Source organism: Simiduia sp. 21SJ11W-1 (genome assembly GCF_024138675.1).
GTDB lineage: Bacteria > Pseudomonadota > Gammaproteobacteria > Pseudomonadales > Cellvibrionaceae > Simiduia.
This window is the reverse complement of sequence record NZ_CP090959.1, coordinates 3,409,247-3,432,610: the sequence shown is the minus strand read 5'-3', so window position 1 is coordinate 3,432,610 and position 23,364 is coordinate 3,409,247. Positions and strand designations below refer to the sequence as shown.

At 52.9% G+C, this 23,364-nt stretch carries 17 protein-coding genes and 1 tRNA gene; 1 reads left to right on the top strand and 17 read right to left on the bottom strand.

Annotated features, from left to right (window positions below):
* Nucleotides 1–8: 8 nt before the first annotated feature.
* Nucleotides 9–85 (top strand) — tRNA-Met (locus tag L1F30_RS15045).
* 82 nt (nt 86–167) lie between these two features.
* Here the strand turns inward: L1F30_RS15045 and L1F30_RS15040 are convergent.
* The 17 genes from L1F30_RS15040 to L1F30_RS14975 all read right to left on the bottom strand — a co-directional run bounded on the left by L1F30_RS15040 (nt 168) and on the right by L1F30_RS14975 (nt 23,364).
* The gene (locus L1F30_RS15040; protein ID WP_253357381.1) at nt 168–917 is read right to left on the bottom strand and encodes a hypothetical protein; all 750 of its coding nucleotides are present in this window, start codon (nt 915–917) and stop codon (nt 168–170) included.
* A gap of 5 nt (nt 918–922) precedes the next feature.
* Entirely contained in the window at nt 923–4,132 is a 3,210-nt protein-coding gene (locus tag L1F30_RS15035) for a type I restriction endonuclease subunit R (RefSeq protein WP_253357379.1), read from the bottom strand.
* 30 nt (nt 4,133–4,162) lie between these two features.
* On the bottom strand, nt 4,163–4,291 hold the full coding sequence (locus L1F30_RS17545; protein WP_256475989.1) for a hypothetical protein: 129 nt from the start codon (nt 4,289–4,291) through the stop codon (nt 4,163–4,165).
* Nucleotides 4,284–4,466, bottom strand: coding sequence for a hypothetical protein (locus L1F30_RS15030; protein WP_253357377.1), 183 nt, complete (start codon nt 4,464–4,466; stop codon nt 4,284–4,286). The genes L1F30_RS17545 and L1F30_RS15030 overlap by 8 nt, the downstream gene beginning before the upstream one ends.
* Complete coding sequence (locus L1F30_RS15025; protein ID WP_253357375.1) at nt 4,463–5,005, bottom strand: hypothetical protein; 543 nt, start codon at nt 5,003–5,005, stop codon at nt 4,463–4,465. Before L1F30_RS15025 ends, L1F30_RS15030 begins: the two co-directional genes overlap by 4 nt.
* Before the next feature lie 45 nt (nt 5,006–5,050).
* A complete protein-coding gene (locus L1F30_RS15020; protein ID WP_253357373.1) occupies nt 5,051–5,647 on the bottom strand; it encodes a hypothetical protein in 597 nt (198 codons plus the stop codon).
* 253 nt (nt 5,648–5,900) lie between these two features.
* The gene (locus L1F30_RS15015) at nt 5,901–7,775 is read right to left on the bottom strand and encodes an ATP-binding protein (protein WP_253357371.1); all 1,875 of its coding nucleotides are present in this window, start codon (nt 7,773–7,775) and stop codon (nt 5,901–5,903) included.
* 35 nt (nt 7,776–7,810) lie between these two features.
* A complete protein-coding gene (locus L1F30_RS15010) occupies nt 7,811–9,208 on the bottom strand; it encodes a restriction endonuclease subunit S (protein ID WP_253357369.1) in 1,398 nt (465 codons plus the stop codon).
* Nucleotides 9,198–10,775, bottom strand: a complete 1,578-nt coding sequence (locus tag L1F30_RS15005; RefSeq protein ID WP_253357367.1) for a class I SAM-dependent DNA methyltransferase — start codon at nt 10,773–10,775, stop codon at nt 9,198–9,200. The genes L1F30_RS15010 and L1F30_RS15005 overlap by 11 nt, the downstream gene beginning before the upstream one ends.
* Before the next feature lie 381 nt (nt 10,776–11,156).
* Nucleotides 11,157–11,471 carry an HGGxSTG domain-containing protein gene (locus tag L1F30_RS17635; RefSeq protein ID WP_371922636.1) on the bottom strand — a complete coding sequence of 105 codons (315 nt, stop codon included), beginning with the start codon at nt 11,469–11,471 and terminating at the stop codon, nt 11,157–11,159.
* Between the two features lie 769 nt (nt 11,472–12,240).
* Nucleotides 12,241–12,600, bottom strand: coding sequence for a hypothetical protein (locus L1F30_RS15000; RefSeq protein ID WP_253357365.1), 360 nt, complete (start codon nt 12,598–12,600; stop codon nt 12,241–12,243).
* Complete coding sequence (locus tag L1F30_RS17630) at nt 12,593–12,814, bottom strand: helix-turn-helix domain-containing protein (protein WP_371922635.1); 222 nt, start codon at nt 12,812–12,814, stop codon at nt 12,593–12,595. The genes L1F30_RS15000 and L1F30_RS17630 overlap by 8 nt, the downstream gene beginning before the upstream one ends.
* A 285-nt stretch (nt 12,815–13,099) precedes the next feature.
* Nucleotides 13,100–14,341: a site-specific integrase gene (locus L1F30_RS14995; protein WP_253357363.1), complete on the bottom strand. Its 1,242-nt coding sequence runs from the start codon at nt 14,339–14,341 to the stop codon at nt 13,100–13,102.
* Nucleotides 14,342–14,891: 550 nt separating this feature from the next.
* Nucleotides 14,892–16,166: an McrC family protein gene (locus tag L1F30_RS14990; RefSeq protein ID WP_253357361.1), complete on the bottom strand. Its 1,275-nt coding sequence runs from the start codon at nt 16,164–16,166 to the stop codon at nt 14,892–14,894.
* Between the two features lies 1 nt (nt 16,167).
* Nucleotides 16,168–18,792, bottom strand: a complete 2,625-nt coding sequence (locus tag L1F30_RS14985; RefSeq protein WP_253357359.1) for an AAA family ATPase — start codon at nt 18,790–18,792, stop codon at nt 16,168–16,170.
* 16 nt (nt 18,793–18,808) lie between these two features.
* Complete coding sequence (locus tag L1F30_RS14980) at nt 18,809–22,132, bottom strand: AAA domain-containing protein (RefSeq protein WP_253357357.1); 3,324 nt, start codon at nt 22,130–22,132, stop codon at nt 18,809–18,811.
* An 8-nt stretch (nt 22,133–22,140) separates the two neighbouring features.
* Nucleotides 22,141–23,364, bottom strand: coding sequence for a WYL domain-containing protein (locus L1F30_RS14975; protein ID WP_253357355.1), 1,224 nt, complete (start codon nt 23,362–23,364; stop codon nt 22,141–22,143).

The window sequence follows — 23,364 nt, the reverse complement described above, 5'->3', positions numbered from 1 at the left end:
AAAGATATGGCTAGATAGCTCAGCTGGTTAGAGCACAGCACTCATAATGCTGGGGTCGGCGGTTCAAGTCCGCCTCTAGCTACCATATTTGAAAGGGTTAGCAGGTAAGTGCCTGCTAACCCTTTTTTATTGGTGCTACCGTGGTGCTACCTGGACGGGATGCTGCTTCACAGTGATCCCTCGCTTGCGCTACTCTCAGAAAACGCTGGAGCGTTGGTATCGTTAAAATTGGCTGTGCGGCCTTTGTTAGCCTCATGCTCAGTGTTCGAAGTCTTGCCCTTGGGCTCCTCATTGGGTGAGCCATACTCATTTTGGCTAGATTCATTCTTTTGGGCGCCTTCTAGAGCCTGCGCTGCCCCCTCCGCTGACGTCGCTGTGCCTGTGTTCTCGTGTGGGGCAAGTTCTTTTTCTTGGGTGGCTGGAATCCGCGCCCTATTGGCTTCCAATAGCGGTAATACAATTTTTGTAATGGAGTCCTGGTTTAGCGCTATAGGCTGCTTTGATTGCCAGCCAGCGATGAAGAATGGTGTAACAACTGCTGCAATTACGGCAATCACTGACAACCCTATGGACCATGACGCATGCTTTCGAGCGAATCTTGCATTATCTTCAGCCCTATTGGCGGCTTCTCGAGCTAGCTGTAATTCTCGATATTCCAGTAACCGAAAATAGTATTCGCTTTTAAGTGAATAGACTGCTGAATCGTTAAATTTTTCTTGGTTTTTATACCATTCGGGGACATCAAAGCATTCTTTGAAAAGATTGCTAATGGTATTGGCCTCAGCTTGGCTTCTGCTGCTTAACAGTTTATCTTCGATCGCACCATTAATTGCGCTATGCAGCGTTGTGCCGCCTTGATGCTTCTCACCAAATTCGAGCAGCCAGATAAAAAGCGATTTTTCTTCAGTGTTTTCCATTCTGCTTAAGCTCGTCGATTCCGTTTAAAATTCTCCGCCTGCTCAAAAATCTCCTTATATACCTCATCCCTATCCACTGGCGGGTAGCCGTGCTTGGCTAATATCAGTATCAGGTCTACCTTGAGCTCGGCCTTAATGTCATCCCGCTGGCTCCAGTCCGTGTACTTGGCCTTGTCATCCACGATGGCCTTCACGGCTTTGGCGAGGCTCAGGAGTTTGTCGTCGGGGTAGGTAAAGTCATATTTCACTGCCAGGGCTTTCAGAATGTCGTAGAAGGCTTTTTCTTCCAGTTCCAGGCCCAGGTCAGCGAAGGAGGCTTTTTCGCGTTTGAGGGCGTTGAGCAGGTCGATGATCTCGTCGGAGAAGTCTTCCAGTACCTCACTCACCAATACATTGTCTTCCTTGCGCTCGTTATAGCTCTCCACCAGCCGCTGGAAGCGCTGGGCAAAGTCGGAGCCTTTGGCTTTGTTGACCTTTTTGAAGTCTTCAATGGCTTTGGCCAGCAGCTGTTGCAGGAGCTTGATCTTGGTATTGGGCAGCTTAATCTTCTCGATTTTGGCTAAATAATCATCATCGAAAATATCCGTGGGGCCGGCTTTGTCCTCACCAAGCTTGAGAATTTCCTCCACGCCATCGGCCTTCAACGCCTCGGCAATCATTTCCCGTACGCGGGCGTTCATCTGGGCTGTGTCCGGGGCGTTGCCGCGGGTGAGCTTGAACAGGATGCTGCGCACGGCTAGGTAGAAGTGGATCTGGTCCCGCTCGGGTTCGGTCAGGGCCTCAGACCCGCAGCAAATGTCGTAGGCGGCCTTCAGGCGCTTTACCAGGGCCATGAAGCGCTTTTCGGTCTTGTCGGTGGTCTGGGCGTACTCCGCCGCGTTATTTAGGCAATTGAGCTGTGCCAGGGGCTCGCCGGTATAGTAGGAGCGGGCGTCGAACTTGTAGAACAGCTTGTTGAGCAGGTCCAGGTGGTCTTTCGCCACAATCACGGATTGGGCGATTTCTTCAAAGTTTTGCTGGTCGGCCTTGTTGTAGTGGGCCAGTGCCAGGTTCATCTGCTTTTTAATGCCGATGTAATCCACCACCAGCCCTTTGTCTTTGCCGGCAAACTTCCGGTTCACTCGGGAAATGGTCTGGATCAGGTTGTGGCGCTGAATGGGTTTATCGATGTAGAGGGTATCCAGAAAGGGCACATCAAAGCCGGTGAGCCACATGTCCACCACAATGGCGATTTTGAAGTTGGATTTCGGGTTTTTAAATTGCCGGTCCAGCTCTTTGCGGTACTCCTGAGTGCCGAGCATGTCGTATAGGGCTTTGGGGTCATCCTTGCCGCGAGTCATGATCATTTTGATCCGCTCAATAGGCTTGATCTCCCGCGCTTCCGCTTCTGTCAGGGTGATCCCTTCCTCGGCGGCGCGTATCTCGTTCCACTCGGGTCTGAGTGCTACCACCTCCTGCCAGAACGCATAGGCAATGGGGCGGCTGCTACACACAAACATGGCCTTGCCTTTAACGGTTGCGCCTTCACTCAGGCGGCGCTCGTAGTGGGCCACAAAATCGGCGGCCAATGCCTTGAGCCGGTCCGGGTCGCCGAGAATGGCGCCCATGTTGGCACTGGCCTTTTTACTTTCTTCAATCTGGTGCTCGTTGGCGCCGTCCTCCGCGCACTGGGCGTAGTAGGCTTCAATTTCCTGGAGCTTGTCGTTATCCAGAATAATCTTGGCGGCACGGCCCTCGTACACAATGCGCACGGTAATGTCGTCTTTGACCGACTCTGTCATGGTATAGCTATCTACCACCGCGCCAAATACATCCAGGGTGGCGTCGATGGGGGTGCCGGTAAAGCCCACGTAGGTGGCATTGGGCAGTGAGTCGTGAAGATGCTTGGCAAAGCCAAAGGTGCGCACCACGCCCTTTTCTGTCACACGAACCTTTTGGTCCAGGTTGGTTTGGCTGCGGTGGGCTTCATCGCTGATACAAATCACATTGGTGCGGTCGGTCAGCAGCTCGGTATCTTCGGTGAATTTGTGGATGGTGGTTAAAAACACACCACCGGATTGGCGCCCTTTCAACAGCTGCCGCAAATGCGACCGGCTCTCCACGCTTACCACGGTGTTGTCGCCAATGTAGCTTTTGGCATTGGTGAACTGGCCTGAAAGCTGGTCGTCCAGGTCGGTGCGATCAGTGATCAGCACAATGGTGGGACTTTCAAAGGTCAGGCTTTTCATCAGCAACCGGGTCAGGAACAGCATGGTATAGCTCTTGCCGCAGCCTGTCGCGCCGAAATAGGTGCCGCCTTTGCCATCGCCGAAAGGCTTGCGATGCTTCAGTATGTTGTCATACAGGCGCGTGGCCGCGTAAAACTGCGGATAGCGGCAAACAATCTTGTCCTGGCGTTTGGATACATCGGGGAAATAAATAAAGTGTCGAATCACTTCCAGTAGGCGTTGTTTATTAAACAGCCCCCCAATCATGGTGTGGAGGGCGTTGATGCCGTCTTGTTCAATGGCCTCATTGCCGGTGACTTTGCGCCAGGTGTAGTAGAAATCGTAGGGGGCAAACAGGGAGCCCATGCGAGAATTCACACCATCCGAAATCACGCACAGGGCGTTGTATTTCATCAGCTCCGGTATGTCGCGCGCATACCGGTTAGTGAGCTGTTTATAGGCATTGTGAAGGGTGGCCTCGGTGCGCACCGCGCTTTTAAACTCAAACACCACCAGCGGCAGGCCGTTGATGTAGAGAATGGCATCGGGAATGCGCTTTTCGGAACCTTCGATTTCCAGCTGGTTGACCAGCCGGTAAATGTTGTTGTCGGTAGGGTTTGCAATATCGGCCACCATGGGGAGCGCTTTGGCTTCCTTCTGATAGCTGCTGGGGGTGTCGCAATAATCGATCAGGCGTATGTATAAATCCTTTTTGCTGCGGTCTTCCCGCTTCAGCAAAAAGCCGTCCGCCACCTGCTTGTGAACCGCGCGGTTGCTGTCGTACAAGTCCAGTGAGGGCAAGCGCTCAAGCCCGGTAATCACCTGCTCAACCTCAGTATCGGTAATGGCGTCGCCGGCATATTGGGTTTGCAGAAAGGTGCGCAGGTCGTCATTCAATAAAGCGTCGGCTGGGCCTCTTTTGAGCTCGGAGCCTGGGCTATAGGGGTAGCCTTGTGCCTGGAGCAGTTCAATAATGGCCTGTTCGAGTTTTGCTTCGTTGAATGACACCTGCGATTTCCTTACCGTATTCGTGCGCTGTTACGAACTCTTGGAGCCGGGCTTACTCTTTTTGAGTGCTTGCTCTATCCGTTTGGCCTTTTCCTGAATACTTGCTTTTCTATCTGCAATTTGTGCTTTTATTTGTTCCGGCGTTTGTTGATTAGTCATCATTCTTCCTGTCCTTGTGCCTGTCGATGTCTGATGGAATGGTGTGCTTTCCAGAGGGTTCATCATCTGGGTTTTCTGTTGCACGCTTTCGGGCTTCTGCGGCTTCCTGCCGACGCTTCTTGATGCGGCGCTGTATCTCTTCCATGCCTTCTTTTGTTGTTGGATCTGGAATCATAAAATCCTCCGCTGTCCTACCCGCCGGCCATGATAAATCTCGCGCTGCCCAAACCCTTCACTTTGGTACAGTCCTTCGAGGTTCGGGTCCGGGTCTAGCACCCATAATTCATCGGCACCACAAATATCCGCAAACACAGCGGCTGCAAAGGACAGAATAGGCAGCGCCCGCTGCCCAAGCGGAGTGGGCCTGATAGGGGTAGATTCAATCAGGTTCATACGCAGGCGTGAGCCTTGTTTTGAAAGCTGCCCATAACAGAGTGCGCCAAGCACGCCGCCCTTTGATAGAGCAATTTCAAACCGGTTGGGCCGGCGTTGATAGAAAGGGTATTCTTTGCACCATTCCCAAGAGGCCCGTTGTGGTCGCCCATTGGTCTGATGCTTCCAGCGGTCGGCCTCTTGGCATAGTTGTAGCGATATGCTGCCGACGGTAATGTCGTCAAATTCCTGCCGAGTGACATCGTAAGTCATATCTCGTAGGGTTTGGAATTTGTCCTCGGCTTTTTGGTGGTCTGCTCTTCTTGGTGTTTGGGCCATCATCTTCTCCTTGATGAAAAAGCACTGTGTGCTGCTAAAACCTGTGATTCAGCCAGTGTAGTCCCCCAATTGCACCACATTCTCTGGTGTTTTGTCAGCATGGGCGTCCAGTAGCGCCAGCATCAGATTGTCGGGCCAAATGTACTGCCCTTGTACAGAGGTTGGCCTGTGCGCCAATCTGGCGCTAACGCGGTATACAGCCAAGTCACCGAGTGCTATTTGGTCGCAGTGCAATAGGTGTTCAACTTCACCTTTCATTTGGTTCAGCGTGCTTTGCACCGAGCGGTCAGTGCCCGCTGCAAGCTGAAGGGGCTGGAGCAGGTGGGTTGCGGCCGTCATTTGTGCGTCGGTGGCGCCACATTTCAGCAACGTATTCATCAGGCCATCCACAAAGTGCCAGTGAAAGCGGGCGAAATCTGGTTTGGTTAGTTGCTTCAGCAGTACCGGGAAGCGGGTTGCCTGGTGAACCAACAATACGCATTGCTGCCGTTGAAGCGTGAACAAATGCCCCTGCCAGCCGCTAAGGGGGCTTGGTTCGCCATCCTGCGCTTGCAACCACTGGCTGGATTCATCCAACGGCACCTGCCCCCCGGAGGATGCCGGAAGCTTGGCCACGAGTGCTTTGGTGGGGTGGAGTGTCAGCATGTGTTTTCCTTATTGGCTTAACCCAGTGAGTATTTGCGGAGTCTGCAAACGCGACAAACCAGGTGTTGGAGTCTATTCCCTGTTTTACGCTCCACAAGCTGGTTTCGGGGGCAGAGGGGGTAGCCTTTTTGTGTTTAAAAAATAGCCGCTTCGATTTGCTCTGAAATAAGAAAATCTATATTTTTCAATTGGTTAGTTTGCCTTTTATGGAAGACTCAAGTTAGCAATGAAATAGCGTTTAGGTCCGCTGCTCTCAATGCTCTATGGCGTCATTTGCAATGTATGCCTGATCCGGGTGGTTGAGTCTGGTTGGATAGCGGTATTTTAGGCGTCGGTCTTTGATCATTGGCTGTAGGTAATCTTTTCTGACAACCTCTTGAGACCTGTTAAGCAAGTCTGTAAGCGTGGGCAGGCTAAGAGGGGTTACGCTACACAGTTTGATAATCGTCTCTTCCACCAATTGTTTAGGGCACCTTTTAGTGCTTGCCACTGGCGCCGCTATCTTCTGAAGTGCCTGCAAACCCCCAGAGCTCTCGCTCAAACCCCCAGACCTATTTTCTAAACCCCTAGAGCTTTCCCCTTGAGTCGTTTTGGCGTTTAGCTCATTAAAAGCATCCTCTAGGCGCGCCTCAAGGAGGAAATAGATGGTTCCACGGCCGCTACCTTCTTGAAACAGCAGGTTCTTTTCTACCAATCGAGAGAGCTGTGAGGTTAAGTCATGGGGATGAATGTCCAAAATCTCCATCAATCGTCGGTGACTTACTGTGTGTTCTACCTGCGCCGTGATCAAAATGAGGCGTTCAGTGTCAGAGAGTGAGCTGAATATGTCCTCGCCAATATTCTCTCTTAGTGCCTCAAAGGCACCTTCTGGAATAAGGCTGATAGTGTGGAGCTCTAGTATCGTTTGTTCGTTAGGTTCATCTAACTCGCGTAAAAGTGGTTTACGCCAGTGTTGACTCGCCCAGCCATCAAAAATTTTAGGTAGGCCGGAACCCGCATTCTCACCTAGGCCGACGTAGCGGAACATATCCTGTAGTAATCGGTTTCGGCAGTCACTCTCCCCCCCTTTGGTGGCTATTTCGATAGGAACGCGCATTTTGCCGGGGTTGCGAAATCCAAACATGTCGGGCCTGCGCACCACTAAAACAGAAGCTCGACCCGAAAAATCGGCATGAACTAATGTATTCACCAAAGCTTCACGCAGTGCGGTATGTAAGTGAGTGTCTTCTTGCCGGGCGTCACCTTTAAGGGCAAAAGGTATTTTTAAGTCAGCGGTTAATTTACGAATCACTCGCTGATAAAAGTCGAATAAATTTCCGGGCCAGCTACCGTCGAGGGTTACCCTATCTATCCAGCGGGGTTCCGTTTTCGCGTCGGGTCGCTCTTGATAATCCAGCATGTAATAGGGCAGCGCCTCTTTAATGGCATAGAGCTTGCCAAACATTAGTAGCCCTGCTGTTGTCAGTCCTGCGTGACCTGTCTCGCGATCTCGACGCATCGCGCCAATATTGCGTAAGAACCCTTCGGTCTCAAGTTTATTCCATGGGTGGTCTGGTTGTAGGTTGGCGTAGCGTTGGCGGTAATTTGCCAGAGTTTGTTCATCGAGATCGTCGATGCCATAATGCTGTAACACGCCGCCATCGCGACTATCGTCTAGTTGCTCTGCAAGTATTCGACGGACTATTTGCTCCGGCTGTTTAACGTCTGCGCTGTTAAAACGGCGATAGGTGCCTGCTAAAGGGTTGCGGCCAACATAGATAGGCCGCTGCCTGCGGTTCGCTCTGGGTACATGGATGTGAATGAGGTTGACGCCATCAATGGTTATTACCTGTACATCTTGAGGTCGCAATATGTTTGCATTAGCGTGATCAGGGTTGTTTAAACCTGTCCAAATTTCATCGAGTACTTTATCGGTATTGATGATTCCTGCTAGCTTATATGAGCCATCTTTCGCTTCTTCTAGCCCCAGGAATATTTCACCGCCATCGGTATTGGCAAAGGCGCTGTAAGTTGACCAAATGCTCGTAGGGCAATGGCCGTTGCCATCTCTACCCTGCGCCAGTTTGCACTCCACATCGACGCTTTCGCGTAAATCCGCTATATCGGCTTGGGACCTGATTTCTATCATGGGCAATTCCTTTTAAGTAGCGCTTAGCTTATACCTTACAACACCTCAGCCACTAACTGCTCAGCCTCAGGGATGCGCAGTTGGCCGGACAGGAGTTTGGGGAGGAGGGTGTCGCGGAGCTGTGAAAGTGTTGCGCTTTCCTTTCTGGCCTCCCCCGCCTTTTTAAGCCATCCATAGGCTAACTGGTCGAATTTATCTACAACCTGATTGCTAGCTACTGCTACTGGCTGTGCGCCGATAAGGTCTGGTCGGATAGCTGGATAGGCAGCGCCATCAGCTAGGTGGGCAAAAAGTTCAATGCTTTCTGGTCTAGTTGTTGCCAGGTAGATGAAAGATCGGAAATTTTGTTTCTTGGCCCTTAGCACTGCAAATCCAGTGCTCCCAGTCAGTCCTTCTTGGTTGATAAAGGCAAACGACCGGTTTCCCGGCCGGACGGTACCGAATATTGTATCGTCAGTTCGTAGCACTCGACGGGCTCGACTAGGTGCTTCAGTAAATGAGTAATGCGTGGTTTCAAGAATTGAGCCGTCTTTGGTGTTGGCTAAGTCCACGTATTCCACAAATTCGGGTGAGTTTTTCTTTGTCCAAGCTTCTTTGTTTATTGTTGCAATTGTACTAATAGGCTTGACCTCCCACCCCTCCGGCACCCAGTCCAGGGTTTCGGATTCTACGAAACGGTTGGGGAAGAGGGTGGCGATGTGTTGGGGGAGGGGGGCTTGGGGGTTGGGTTGTTGGCGGTTTTGTTCGTGGTAGTGGGCGCGGCGTTGGGCGCGGGCCTGGAGCGCTTCGGGAATAGGGTTGCCGGCGGCCAGGGCGTTGTCGATGACCGGGTCAAAATCCACAAACCAGCTTTTAAATAACGCCTGTGCCATGGCTTCCAGGGTAGCGTTGGTTTGGCGGTTTAGTTCGATTTTTTTATCAAATCTGTGGATAAAGCTGGCAATGTTGTCCTGATATTTTCTCTCAAAATATGGAACATCCTGTTCGATTAAATCGCTGGCAGTGATGCTGGTTGCGGCTGTTTGTTTGGCGATTTTTTGAATTATTCGCTTGCCGATGGAAGACTTAAAAAAGTAAAAATAGAAAAGAGGGGAGGCTTTTTCTTGATTTAGCCTTATTCTGAATAAATTTGACTCAAAGATGGGCTGGTCTTTAATGGAGCCAATAAGCATGCAATCGCCCACCCCCTCTAGGGTGAGAGATGTCCGTCCAAATAATAGATCTCCAGGTAAACATGAAAATCGTTTAATTTCTGACGCAGATACTTCTATTCGCTCAGTTGGTTGGTTATAGAAAAAGTTATCTTTATAAATGTCGCCCATTTTGATCCAGCGGTTGCCAGAGCCCTGATATTCTTTGCCCTTGTATAGGCCGTTGCGGGGCTTTTCTAATATTAGGCGGGAAAATTCAATATGTTTTGGCTTACACGTCATAGCCAAGTCCACTCAGGTTTTGCTTAATTAGTGCGTCCAGTTGTTGGGCATCTGCCATTTGCAGGTATAAGGTATTGGAGAGCTCTCGCATCCTAGCCTCAAATACTTCACCATCATCCTCTTCCACCTCGGTGCCTACATAACGGCCAGGCGTGAGTACAAAATCATTGGCGGCAATATCCTCTACCTTGGCAGCCTTGCAAAAGCCCGGCACATCCTCAAAGTCGCCGTCTTTCGCTTCCCCGCGCCACGCATGGTAGGTACGGGTAATGTGCGCAATGTCGTCCTCGGTCAGTTCCTTGTGAACCCGGCTGATCATGGAGCCCATATTGCGGGCATCAATAAACAGGGTTTCGCCCTGGCGGTTGCGGTGGTTGCTTTCCGGGTGGCCGGGGATGGCTTCGGCTTTTTTATTTTTGGTGATAAACCACAGGCAGACGGGAATTTGCGTTGTGTAAAACAGCTGGCCGGGCAGGGCGATCATGCAATCGATGAGGTCGTTTTCAATGAGCTTTTTGCGGATCTCGCCTTCGCCCTTGGTGTTGGTGCTCATGGCGCCGTTGGCGAGTACAAAGCCGGCCACGCCGTTGGCGGAGAGCTTGCTCACCATGTGCAAAATCCAGCCGTAGTTGGCATTGCCGGTGGGCGGTACCTCGTAGCCGGCCCAGCGCGGGTCATCTAGCAGTTCATCGGGGCCGCGCCATTCCTTCAGGTTAAAGGGCGGGTTGGCCATGATGAAGTCGGCTTTTAAATCGGGGTGCTGGTCTTTAAAAAACGTATCGGCCGGCACCTCGCCGAGGTTGGCGCTGATGCCGCGGATGGCCAGGTTCATTTTGGCCAGCTTGTAGGTGGTGGCGGTTTGTTCCTGGCCGTAGATGGAAATGTCTTTCTTGTTGCCCTGGTGGCTTTCCACAAATTTGACCGATTGCACAAACATGCCGCCGGAGCCGCAGCAGGGGTCGTAGATTTTGCCGTGGTAGGGCTCAATCATTTCCGCCAGCAGGTTGACCACGCACTTGGGCGTATAGAACTCGCCGCCGCCCTTGCCCTCGGTGGCGGCAAAGTTGCCGAGGAAGTATTCATACACCCGCCCGACCACGTCTTGTTCGTTATCTTCGATGGTGTCGATGTTGTTAATGGAATCCAGCAGTGCGGCAAGCCTAGCCACATCCAGCCCCAGGCGGGAGAAGTAGTTATCGGGCAGGGCGCCGCGCAGGGATTTGTTGTGCTTTTCCACCGTGTGGAGGGCGGTGTCGATTTTGACTGCTATGTCGTCCTGCTTGGCGTGCTTGAGGATGGTGCCCCAGCGGGATTCCTCGGGCAGGTAGAAGACGTTGTTCATGGTGTAAAACTCCACCATGTCCACATAATCGCCCTGGCCTTGGTCAATCAACTCCTGCCGCCGGGCCTCAAACTTGTCGCTGATGAACTTGAGGAAGATGAGCGACAGCACCACGTGCTTGTATTCGGAGGATTCCACCGAGCCGCGCAGCTTGTCGGCGGTATCCCACAGGTTCTGTTCAAAGCTCTTGGCGGGCTTTTTGGGGGCTTTGGCAGGCTTGGCCATATTTGTCCTTCTGGTTGAATTTTGACCGTCCTGGTCCGGCATTTAGCGGGGGTAGGTACGGATGTCTGAAATTTGGGTTGTTGGGGATTTTGCCTCACTTGGGCAAACTTGTCCTGCCCGGCGCGTTTTGTATTTGGTCGATTCAATGTTCGGTTTTGTTACGGTTCCATGGGGTTCGTTGCCGGGTAGGGAAAAGTAGGGATTCTTGATTGGTAGTGAGGCTAGTTGTTGTTCGCTGGTAAGGGTGCGCTGATCCGCCGGGCAATGCTGAGAAATCGCCTTATGCCGACCTGCTTCTGCGCGGGGGTGAGTTTGCAGTGCTTATCCTGGTTGCTCAGGTGTATACGGGCCAGAGCTTCGTCTTTTTCAGTATCGGAGGGCTTATTCATTAGAGGTCTCGAGTTGGCTGTTGCGGGAGGCCCGGGCTTTACCTTCGGATGTACGAGGCCCGGTGCTGGGGCCACCGTGAAATCGACAGCGGCCGTTTGGGTAATCGGTACCGCTATTCTTGCAGGGCGTGCCGGCCCGGGTTTTGGCGCCGCAGCGTAAGCCACGACAGGCATCCGGAAAGGCGACAGTGGGTTTAGGGCCGTTGCGTTGGCCTTCATTCCACCAGCGCAGCCAGCTCGCTCGTTGCTGCTGAAAATACTGGCGTAGCAAAACCCTGCGTTGTTGCTCAGTAAGTGTGTTACCCATGGATTAGTGCTTTGTTGCCCTGCTTGACTCAGATAGCGCTCTGATGACTTCGCGGGCCTCTTTAGCCGCTGCTGATAAGTTGCTATCGGTTTTCGCATATAACAGATCAAATTGCTCGCGCGAACTGCGTGCTGCTTTGGCGCGGCGCTTCGGTGTTTTTGGGTTCTGGCTCATGGCAAAGCCCTCGTGTATGGGAGTGCGTATTGTGAGGCTAGCATATGGTATATATCTATAAAGGTGTCCGTTAGACGGCCAAGCAGAAATGCAAATACAGGGCTGGCTGGGCCGGCAGACGGTACAAAAAAGAGTTCTCTGCAAAGTGATTAGGCCGTGTGCCGGCCCAATGGCATAGGTTTTATACCGGGAGACGGTATAATTTTTGAGAAGTTTCTTGGCGGTACTTTTGTTGCTGGGCATTCTAGTTTTCCATTGCAGGGGTCAATGTTCAGGAAAGTGACGGCATATAGGCTGGGCTTATGGCGTCCGCCCTGGCGGGTTAGCATGACCAAGTTGGCTGCTATCAATTGATTTAGCGCTCGCCTCAAGGTGTCGTTTGAGGTCCAACCCCGCTTACTCATCACTGACAAGGTCACGCAAAAATCACCGTTATTGTTGCCGTTGTATTGGCGCAACATATCAGTGAGTAGTGCCTTGGCCGGATGACTGAGGTTGAGGTAGTCGGGGTGGTCCAATATGCGATGGTCGAGGCGTACAAAGGGCGAAGTGTTTTTTCGCCCTTTGGTGCGCGCGCGGTCTCTGCGCTTTGCCATTAGCCCCTCAACTCATCATCCGGGAATTGATTGGCGGCCTTCTCCAAATGTATTGGAGGAGGCGCGTTACGGGCGGCGCGCAGGTGTTTCAGTACATCTAGCGCTTGGTATGCGGTAGATTTCGACCCCAACCAATAGTGCGTGAAAAAGGTTTCACCACCGTGTCGATGGCGATGTTTACAGCGTTTGCGATCGATGCGAATGCCCCGCTGCAAACCTAGCTCGCTGATGGTAGTTGGTAGCGATGTCTCTCCATAGGAGGCTAGCGTGGTGAGTTTAGAGATGCCTTCAGTTCCATGCTCCAGAAGATCAATCAGCGCCAGCTCATGTTTTGTGGGGATGCTCCGTGATTTACTCATGGTGGGAACTCCCGCCAGTCTGTAAACGACTCTCAATGAAAGCGACAACATCGCTAGCGCGGTAGCGTACCTTGCGTCCGATTTTTACGTAGGGAAGATTGTAGCGGCCAGTACAACGCCAGACTGAAAGCGTACCCACTGAAACTTCTAAAAGCTTACTCGTGGCTTCTGGTGATAATAAATTTACTGATGGAAAATCACTGTCAAAGCGCATGCAAATACCTTTTTTGTTATTCTTGTTGGTTTGCAAGGATTAGTGTTGCGAAGTTTTTGGTTAAATTCAATTGACAATGGGCAAATTTCGAAAATCCAAATTTGACATTTGGTTTCCAATGCCTTAATGCGGTCAACTGGTCGAGAGGTTTTGAAAACTAAGATTTTTTGTTTAACTGTGTGATGAGGAAAGGTGTGCCGGAGCACCAGGGCTCTTAGAGAAATCTTTAGGGTAAGCGGCTTGGAATCTAGTGATATTTGATTCTTGCCAAGATTAATTGATGCTTTAAGGGCGGTTGTGAGCCGGCCAATTTTCGGGGTTTGCTGGGTTGGAATTATTGGTGATAAATCTTCCGATTGTTTGCATCGGGGCGCGTAAGCGCTCCACATCCATCACAATATACCCTGCGGTCACATCGCCACCTGTACTGTGATTGACCAGCTTTTTCAGCGCATAGGCGGGTATGTCGAGTGATTCTGCAATGGATATAAAGGTGCGCCGCAGGTCGTGTAGGGTGAAATGGACACCCGATGCCTTCCTCACGTATTCGATGACGCGGCGCGGGTCGTTGATTTGGCCGCTGCTACCTGAGCTTTCAAACACCATGTCACCTGATGCCTCTGACAGTCTGCGTTGAAGCAGCTGCTGTACGGGTGTGGACATTGGCAGGGTAAGTGGGTTGCCATTTTTGGTCTTGTAGACGGTGAAGGTTAGTTCGTTGAAATCCACGTCTTTGACGGTAAGGCTGGCGGCCTCGCGGCGGCGGAGCCCGGTAAATAGCAGAAATTGGAGGTAGTCGCCCGCCACGTGGGCGAATCGGTCTTCCCGCTCATATAGGCTATTTACGGCTTGGAACCAGCTGGCCAGCTGGCTGTTTTTGATTTTGTTGTCGCGCCGGGTTTCTTTGTTCCAGCTGCGTGTGTGGGTGAGCCGGCTGACGGGGTTATCTGGGAATAAGCCTTTGCCGTGGCGGTCTTCGTATTGGCCGTTGGCAAAGTTAAACAGGGCGCGCAGTACCCGCATGGTTTTGTTGGCGGCGGACTCTGAGATCTCGCTGATTTCCCGGTGCCGGCGCGCGACTCTGTCGCGGGTGATGTAGGCCAGCGGTTTTTTTACCCAAGGCTCCAGATGGCGCTTCAATACGGTTTGGTAGTTGCTGATTGTATTGGGGCTCAGGGTATGGCCCCGAACCCGCAAGTAGTCGTCCATCACATCCTGAAGCGTGACACCTTCTGCGCGCCGCGCCCGCTTTTCCTCAATGGGATTTACGCCGCCTGCCAATGACGACAAGGCATCCAGCGCGAGTTTGCGGGCCTGCTCTATTTTCATGTCGGGGTAACGGCCCAGCGTCACCCGCACCGGGCGGCCATCAACCTTGCGGTAGACCAGAAAACTTTTGGTGCCTTTGGGGGTGATTGCCAGGCACAAGCCATTGACGCGTGTGTCGTATATGTAGGAGCGCGATTTGCCAGGTTCTGGCTGCGCATCCTCTAACAATGCTTTGGTGAAATTGGCCGTATTGGGCATGTGTTATTCCTTCATCTGGTGCTACCGGTGCTACTCTGGTGCTACCCGCCGCGTTAATTCGGGTTAAAGAGGGAATAAGCAGGTTAAATATAACTGGTTGATTTGTATATATTTATTAACGTTTATTAAATTTCATTAAATTCGGTAAATTTGGCCAGACGTAACTCATAATGCTGGGGTCGGCGGTTCAAGTCCGCCTCTAGCTACCATATTCGGAAGGGTTAGCAGGTAAGTGCCTGCTAACCCTTTTTCTTTGGGTCACCCATGGGTCACCGCACAAAATACTTCAGCTTTACTCGATTGGGATGCACCTCTATCCATTTATCATCCGCATAGCTCTCAGGCACCATTGTGGGCGCCGGTAGGCGCCAGTAGGTCTAAGCGGTCTTTAATCGTCGATTGGTTGTCCTGCCGATTGATTGGGGGTTGGGTGTGGCTGCCAGGTAGGCGCAGGTATTGGCGAGGAATTTATGGATATATATGGTGCTGACGATTGTTGGTTATTATTGGTCTGGAAACATTTTTCTGGCGCGAAACGCCACAGGAAGGGTCACGCAGCCAATACCCGCAATCTCGTCAGTAATTCCACCAAGCTTTCGGTTGCCGCCGAAAAATCATCCATGTCCACAGCAGCACAATGTAATTGGTGATTGGCCTGAGTGGCGATATTTAGGTGGTGGTTGCGAGCCAGGTTGGCCTGGCCTGGGTAGAGCAGCGCCAGGTGGCTTGTTTGATAACGGGCGCCATAGGCGTGCATTTGGTAAATATCGGCCTGAGAGACCCCCAGCTTGGCCTCCCGGGGCTCCAGCAGCTTCCACTTGGTATCAATAATGGCCACCGGCTCAGCCTTGTCGTTGAGGATGGCAATATCCGGCTTCATCTGGAATATGGGCTTTGCCAGGTCGGTGCGCTCGGCAAAGTAGCGCCTTGGGCCTTGTTCTCGCAGGGTATATCCCAAGCGGGCAACCTGTGGACGCAGCATGGCGGCCACCCAGGCCTCAAACAGCTGGTTCATGTCGAATAACATTGAAGAGGCAGAACCGCTGCCAGAAATAGCATCCGGGTTAAGGCCCTTAATAAATAACGCACATTGATCCAGCAATGGGCGGAAACGACTATTGGTACGATTCAGCTCTAGGCGGTCTAGGGCATCGGCATTAATAGGTTGATCCGATACCTCATCAAAGGCCAGCAGTAACGAATGCAGTTGCTTTTTAATGCTTGAGGCGCGGGCAACCCCGGCCAGCAGGCGCAAAGTAAAGCGGAAAATCTGGTTAATCAGAATGTCTTCGCTCAGCTCATCAAACCGGCAGTACAAGCGCTCTCCGTGGGCAGTGTTGTATTTGACCTGCTTGGGGATGAGCAGCCGCCCTTTAATGACGCGGAGGTTATCCTCTTGCTCCACGTATTGGCGCGGCTTGCCTTGCAGTAACTCATCCGATAGTGCCGCGCAAAATTGCAGGATGAAAATATCCAGCAGGGTATGGCGCTGAAGGTTAATGGCGGCGTTGTGGCCTGAGTGCACCTTAAACAGCCCTGCCTTTTTTAACATGCGCACCAGCATCAGCCGGCAAGCGCCAGGGTCGCTTTCGCGGCCATGCACTTTTGGCAGCACTTCCAGGGTCAGATCCCCCAGCTGGATAACGCCGCAAAAGCTGGCGAACTTCACTGCCTTGTGGGACCAGCTAAAGGCCTGGGCGGGTAGCTTGCGCTCTAAACCTGCCAATAAGTCTGCATGGCGAGCCGAAAGCGCCTGCTGCCCAGGTTGCCGATGTGGCACTACGGGCAGGCTGGCGTGCTCTATGCAATAAATTACTTCCGCCACGTCAGTTGGCGACTTCGTAGATTTTGCGGATGGATTCAGGGGTTATGGCGTCGCGGCTGGCGATGCTGTATTCCACCAGGTCATCAAAGTCCTCGTGGTCAAAGCCCAGTACATCCACCTCATTGAGCAGCTCATGAACCACAATTTGCGGCTCCAGCTTTTCACCGGCCGGGCCTACATCGCGCAACACCAGCTGTATGCGGTGCCAGTCGTTGTAGAAATATTCCTGCAGCAAAGGCACCAACTGATTCAGGAGCACATCTCTGAGCTCATCAAAGGTCTTTACATGGGTCAGGTAGGCGTGGCCGAGCATCATGTCGCGGTTCAGCAGGAACTTAATGCGCCGGTTCATGGCCGTCAGCAGTTCGCGAAGGTTAATCAACCCGCCCTGGCCGTCGGGGATATAACCATCATCGCCCGCGCCTTTAATCACAGAGGGCCTGGGCATCATTTCCTCAAAGGTAAAGCGACGGCGCAGGGCGGTGTCCAGCAGCGCGATGGACCGGTCGGCGGTGTTCATGGTGCCATAAATATCCAGGTTTTTGGGCACACCAAAGGTCTCACCCGAGTAAGGTAAGGTCAGTGTCATACCACTATCGCCGGTATCCTGCCCCGACAAAACCCGCTTATCCTTTTCCACCAACGTAATCAGCTCGCCGAAAATTTTGGCGATATTGCCGCGGTTAATTTCGTCGATGAAGATGGCGTAGCGGTTTGAAGGGTCTTGGCGGGCGCGGTCACAAATGCGTTTAAACACACCGGGCTTTACCGGATAGGCCAAGGTGCCTGAATCTTCGTCCGTCTCTGGTCGAATGCCTTCCACAAAATCTTCGTAGCTGTAGGCCTGGTGAAAGGTTACAAACTCATAGCGCTGGGCGCGGGCCTTGGCTTGCGGACCAGCGGCCAAGCGTTTAGCCTCGGCCACCAGATCGTCACATTCCTGCTGCCAGTCACCGGCCAGCAGCCATTGGCTGTCGGACGCTTTATCGAATACATAGGGTGCGCTGCGCTTGTTGTAGCCTACGGTTTTTGAATCTTCCACGGTATGGGTTTGTAGCGTGGCCCAAATCTGCGCGCGAATGTTGGCAGTGCGTCCCAGTACGCGGGCCTTTTGCACAATGAAGGGGTGCTCGTTAATCTCCGCGACCCGCGCCTTACCGCCCAAATCTGCCAGCGCCATAAACACCACATCAAACCAGCGGTGCTCGCCCAGCTGCCCCGAAAGCCACGCCTCGCGGGAAATATCGGCCACGGCAGTAACGTATTTAGCCTTCAGGCGATTGAGCTGAAAGGTTTTACCGGTGCCGGGCGGGCCGTACAGAATCAGGTTAACCGCTTCACCTAAGGAATAAGTTGCGGGGCTCGGTTCCGACACTGCATGACTTTTACGCAAGCGCTTCCACACTCCCTCCAATAGAGCCGCGCTGCGGGTACCGATGGCAATGCCCGACTGCTGGGGCGTCCAGTTCTGGTTGTCTACGGTAATGCCGGCCAGGTCGCGCTCGCCTATGATGTCATCTTTGTAGACGTCGCGGATGTCGGTGAGCTCTATGTCTACGCATTGCGCCTGTTCACCGGCGCGGGCCTTCTCGGTTTGCCAATGGGCGCCCTGATAGGGCTCGGTTACCACCACCCCAACGGCCATGATGCCCTTGGGTGGCTCACCTACGCGCGCCATCCACACCTTGTCACCCACGGCTACCGCACCATTGGCGCAGGACCAACTGATGACAACCGAGTCACCCGCAGCAAGCTTCGCCATGAGTTCCGGCAACTCGGGCCACGAATAGTTTTTTGGGTTCCATGACAGCAGCCAATGGGCTTGTTCACTGTCGCGCCACATCCCACGCAGGGGCGGCACATAAAAATCCAGCTTCTCAGTACCCAGCTCCTGGGCCTGCTCGGTACGGATCTCTAACAACAGCTTATCCAGTTCCATTGCCGACAGCGCGCGAATGGCACGCTTGGCCCGGCCCGAAAAGGCAGTAGCAATCTGGCGGCGGTCAGCGCCGCCAAAGATGCGCTCAAACTGGTCGGGAAAGAGTAAAAACAACAGCATGTGGCGCAATTGCCGGCTTTCATTTTCTGGCAGGCGCTGCAGCCACTCAGCAAAGGCCCAGGGATCGGAAAGCAAATTTTTGCGCTCTTCTACCTCTAGGGCAAAGAAGGCCTTGGCAAACTGAATAAAGTACACCAGCTCACGCCAGCGATTCGTGTTGAACGATGTACCTGCCGAGCCGATGCCATCCAACACCGCCTCTGCCAGCAGCGGTTGCTCAATGTTCAGGCTTTGGCCAGACCAGCTCCAAACGCGGGCAATGGTCTCCCGCTTTTTGCCAGCGGTGATATTGCTGGGACAGAGCTGCATAAACCAGAGCATTTCAGCGGCCAGCTGGTTGATGGCCGGGGCGCCGCCCGATAGTTGAGCCTCCAGCTTTTCATAAAAATCACCGTCGCCCGTTTCCAGGTTGTTGACGAAGTAGCGGTCTAACCCGCGGGCATTCTCCAGGGTCCATAGTGGCCCTTCACCCAACACCGATTGACCGGCCAGTAAGCACCGCTCGCGCCACTGGCTGGTCGCCGCAAATTTTGACTGGGTTTCCATTTCTCCGCAGTAGCGTGCCATTGATAACGACCTTCCCCTATTGTTCATTAAGCCAATTTTTTACCCGCACAATGCAGCTAGGTAAATCGTCACGGATTTCATACACCCAGAACCGCATCACATCCCAGCCAAGCTCAAACATGCGCTGATTGCGGAGCTGGTCTCGACGACAGAGCTCGCCCGTCCAGTTGCGATGATAGCGCTCCCCATCCACCTCAATATTTAACCGGCGGCCTCCCTGAACAAGTGCAAAATCTAATATGTATTTTTCTATCCGGTATTGCGGAAGCGGTTTAATGCCAGTCTTGTAAAGGGCTTCATAGAGTAGGTGCTCCCAGTCCGATACTTGCTCAGGATTCGATACCACCGGGTATTTAGGGCCAAAGTCCTTCACGTCATCCTGCGGGCCTTGGGCACCTTTGCTAAGGAGTTGCTGCGCATACTGAGCAAAATTTTCAAGGTAATCTACACCGCAAGCACCACAGGCTGACCTATCTCCCACCACAATCAGCTGCGCACGCGCACGGGTAATGGCCACGTTAAATAAATTGCCATTATTTTTCAGAAACCCTAATGCACCAGGGGATATACCGCTGGATACCACGGGCGAAAAAAACATAACGTCCCGTTCATCACCCTGAAAACGATGCACAGTGTCCACCAAAAAATCATTTTCAAGAAGTTTGGCGGCAAGTGATTCTTGCCGATTAACGGATTCGCGTATGGCATTGGCCTGCGCACGAAAAGGGCTGACCACGCCTACGCTGCCTTGATACCCTCGCTTAACAATTAAATTTTCCAGCTCGCGCACAATGGCGACCACTTCAGCCACATTAACGGCGCCTCCAGCTGCTGGCCGGTTCACTTTGCCCACCACATGCACCCAGGAGACACCCGGTTCATCACTTGCGGGTCGCTTTAGGTGATCGTATCGAGTCGCGACCCGCAAGCGTCCCTCATAAAACTGCTGGTTGGAAAACTCAATCACATCCGCATGACTGCGATGGTGGTCCAGTAAATTGACCAAACTGTCGCCACTGGCAATGCCAGAGGCCACATCAAAAAGCGAATTGTAGGAATAGGCCCAGTGAGGGTAGTCGGCAATCAAGCCATGTTTATCTAATAGCTGCTGGTCTTGCCCGCGCATCAAACCGCTAATGTGGCTTAACTGTCGCGGGTCACCAATCACCACGGCCCGCTTGGCTCGATACAAAAGGGGAAGTGCTGAGGCAATATCACACTGGCTGGCCTCATCAAACACCACCAGATCAAAAAAGCCGGGCTCCATCGGCAACTTGCCTTTTGCCGATAACGACGTCACCGCCCAGCACGACAGCAAATGCGATACTTTAGGAAATAGCCCGTGGTATTCACGGTATACCTCGGTACTCAGTCGCCCCTCTGGCCCCGTCTCAATCACCATTTTCAATAACGAGGTATAGCGATTCAGCATCTGCCGGTCTTGCGATGACAATTTCTCCGGCTGCACCCTCAACCAGGCGCGCCACAAGCGGTCTGCATTTTTGGCCATATTGTGAGACAGTGTTTGGCGCTCCAAAGCAATGTCTTCTAAAGATCGTGCGTCCAGTAAAGTGTTCAATACAACACGGTACTGGGAAAACTGGGTGAGAAAATCGATGGCCTGGCGCGCCTCATTCACGGCCAGCAACCAAGCGTGAATATCGGCCTCTACCAGCGGGCTATCGGGAATGTCCACCCCCAGGGGCTTCAACACTGCCACCATCACCGCCACCCGCTCCACCACCAATGCCAGCCGCTTCGGCCATACCCAGCGCCAGAACACACGATCCAGAAAACTCTGGCGATGGCGTTCAGCGCCGTGCAGTAATGATTCAAATGCAGTGAGCCGCTGTTGCATCTGCGGGACCTTAATCTGGTCGGCCTGCCGAAGTGTCACGGCAGGTAACTTACTGCGTGCGGCCTCTGCTGCCTGTTCAAGCCGGTCCACTTCATTGCGCAAGGCTAAAAAGGCCTGCTCCTCAGACAATAATGCCTGTAAGCGTTGATCCAGTTTCTGGTGTATTTCCGTGAATTCGGCAAACGCCTCATGATCCTCCCGCGATACTGCCGCAGCCATCAAAGACATTAAATACTCAGCCAGTTTGGTCTGGTATTGATTGGAACCTAAACGCAATAACACAGGCCTGGGGCCAAGATTGTTTATACGCGCTTCTACCACATCCACGGCTTTGTTATTTTTACTGGCAAACAACACGCGCTTGCCCTGCCAGGCAGCGTTGATGAGCAGGTTCGTAACCACTTGGGATTTGCCGGTTCCGGGTGGCCCGGTCACGATGGTAAGGGGTGCATTCAGCGCCGAGTCTACAGCGTGCCCTTGCTCCAAATTCATGGGCAATACCTGTATGAGCGGCTTTCCCGTACCGGGCTTAGTGGCCAGTGTCTCGCCCTTTAACCAATCGCCCAGGGCTGTACCATCGGTAGCACCCGGCGAAAGTGCCGCCAGTTGCTTAAGCTCTGACTCCAGACCCTGGGTATAAGGCGAACGCTGCGCCATGACCAGCACCGCTCGATTGTAAATTCCGGGTTGCGCCAGCTCTGGAATGGCAGGTATTTGCGCGAGATCATGCGGATCTATCTCTTCCTGCCAGGGCCACTCCTCACGCAACGCGCGCAGGCGCATTACCAGCTCGTCCAGTTCCACCAGCTCGCCGGTATCCCCCAGGCCTAACTCTTGCTCCAGTTGCGCCAACTCCTCCATCAGCCCTTCACGCTCGGCGTTACTGTAATTCTGTAATACCTTGTGGTTGATAATGGGATAAGTTAAATCCAGCACCGGCATTTGGTTGGGGCCATTAAGCTCCAGCGGAAAGAGCATCACAGGCTCTACCATATACCCTTGCCAACTAGACTTCCGAGAGGTTTGCAATCGTAGGCTTACGGGATACCCCAAAAACAACGCCGATGCATTGCGGTCTTTGCGGACCTTACCCAGCAGCCGCTGGCAATCCGGGGCGGCCAACATGGCATTGGCGGAGGCCGACAGTTGTTCGAGTGTGGCGTAATCCGGATTGCCGTATTTGTCCTGAGCAAATACCGACACCCCCACTTCATCCTGCCCCATGCAGGCCAGGTAATAACGGCACAGGCGCGCCAAGGGTGTATTTTGTCGTGCTGGAGCCTCTGGCATAGGCAACGCCGGCCCGTCGCCTACCAGCGACCAACGGTAGCGGCTGTCTTGCTCAACCTGTCCTTTAAGCGGTCCGTAAAGTGCGCTGTTAATGAGCTTTTTATCCACATTCAGGCTGGCGCCCAAATCCCGCGCCAGTTGCTCAGGCTTGGCCCGCAAGGCCGCTATAATTTGCTCAGCTAACTCTGCCATAGAGTCCCTTAGCCAAATTGGCGTGCAAAAGTTTTTTCCAGGTAATCCAAATCCATTTCCCACTCGGCCACGGCGACACTTAGGTCAATCGCGCCATTGCGGTTGCGCGCCCGACCGTTATTGAGAAACGTGGCCACAGAATCGTGAATCTTTTTATAGCGCTTTTTCGAGGCCGGCTTGCCCCACTCGGTGGCGTAACTTTTATCCCGCACATCGGTGAGCGTATCCTGCATCATCAGACTGTTTAAAATGGCCCAGCGGCGATCCTTTTTGACGCCATGGGTTTTGCCCACCCGGTAACCACTCATCTTCAGAATGCCTTCTTTGCGCCAATCTACGGTGCCGAGTTTGGCCAGCAATTTGGCCCGCGCACCACGGGTATCGTGGTATTGCAAGCCATTGTGGGGGTCTTGCGCGGTGCCCTGCGGGTGTTGATGCAGAAAATTCAGTAACGCGCGCAGATTTCGCCCCACGTTGCCACAAAAAATATTGCCTTGAATGCGCTCTGCATTGAACTTTTGTTCGCGCCCATTTTGCAAGTTTCTACCTTGTAGATAAGTCTGGCCGCCCGACGGGAAAATGAGAATAAGACCCAGCTGAATCTCCTGCGCTTTACCCGTGTGATCCAAATAGTCAAAGCGAACCGCTACCGGCCCGCCCTGCCAGCTATCGTGGGCAGGCTTAGCGTTCGATTGCTTGTCTGGCTTGCCCGTCAAGAACTTGAGCAAGGCCGGAAACTTGCGCCCTATGTTGTCGAGAAATAGCGCACCCTGAATACGGGCGCTTTTAAAACGGCGCAGCTCATTGCGGCGATGACAATGCCCCTCCAAATAGTGTCCCTCATGGGTTTTGTAGATATGGGTTAGGCTCACCGTTCGGTTTGTGTGGTTCCCTTTGGCATCCCGATAACCAAAATGCACCTTCAAAGGGCCGCCCTGCCAAATCAGGGTGCCATTATGAATGGCGTCTGTGGGTGTACTATGGCGGTGCCGAGTTGCGCCAGCGGCTTCATCTAGCAGTTTATTTCTTACCACTTGGGCGGGAGCATCAGGCGCGGGTGCCTCACGCCAGCCCGCTTCATCCGTTTGCGATCGACTTTCTTCCAGGGCCTCGCCCACCAGCGACGCCACCCAAGCGGCCAGCAGCGCCAGTAAAAATGCCCAGATGCCTTCGAGATCTTTAAACGCCAGGTGCAATACCGCCCAAGCTATAAAAAAAACAATCACTGGCAT